The sequence below is a fragment of the Streptomyces aculeolatus genome (assembly GCF_020400605.1).
GTDB classification, from domain to species: Bacteria; Actinomycetota; Actinomycetes; order Streptomycetales; family Streptomycetaceae; genus Streptomyces; species Streptomyces aculeolatus.
This window is the reverse complement of sequence record NZ_JAINRD010000092.1, coordinates 1-684: the sequence shown is the minus strand read 5'-3', so window position 1 is coordinate 684 and position 684 is coordinate 1. Positions and strand designations below refer to the sequence as shown.

The following is a 684-nucleotide window of genomic DNA, read 5'->3' as shown; positions in this document are numbered from 1 at the left end:
AGCGCTAACGCCTCGGATTCGAAGGCGTCCAGGCTCCCCTGGACGCCGTCGTAAGCACGCATGATCTCTCTGCCTCCTCGATGGGATGGGCGAGCCGGGGCGGCGGGCTTCGTGACCCGTCGGCCGCCACTCCGGCGCGGATGGTCAGACTCGGAAGCGACGCGGACCGGTGATCCGCTGTACGCCGCGATGCGCGGTCGCCACGGCGGTGCAGGCCCCGTAGCCGGAGAGCAAGGTCAGCAGCCATCCGGCGCCCGCCTGCTGTGCAGCCTGGCAACTGAGGTACGTGCCGATCACTCCAACCAGCAGCGTGAACAGCGCCAACAGTCCCCGGGTGGTCGACGCCGGGGCGGGCCTTCGGGCCGCGACCGTCAGTTCGTCGGGCGGCATCGGGCGGAGGCCGGCGCCGGGGATGTCGACGAGGACGAAGCGGCCGGTGCCGTGGGCGGCGACGCCGACGACGGCACCGAGGGCGTTGTTGCCGCCGCGCTCTTGAACGATGTCACCGATGGCGAGCCACATGGGAACCCTTCGCGTGCAGTAGCGGATGGGTTGCGTCGATCACTCAGCGGAGCGAGTGGTCATGACCTCCGACGCCGCTCGGCGGCGGCGCCAAAGATCAAAAACACTCGTTCGCTCGTCACGCTGTGGAGTTCTCAAGGTGCAGACCGTTCGAGGCAACTC

At 69.0% G+C, this 684-nt stretch carries 1 protein-coding gene; it reads right to left on the bottom strand.

Going from position 1 to position 684, the window contains the following annotated elements; all coding sequences use genetic code 11:
* Positions 1-144 precede the first annotated feature (144 nt).
* On the bottom strand, positions 145-522 hold the full coding sequence (locus LG396_RS38840) for a hypothetical protein (RefSeq protein ID WP_225798319.1): 378 nt from the start codon (positions 520-522) through the stop codon (positions 145-147).
* Between the last annotated feature and the right edge of the window lie 162 nt (positions 523-684).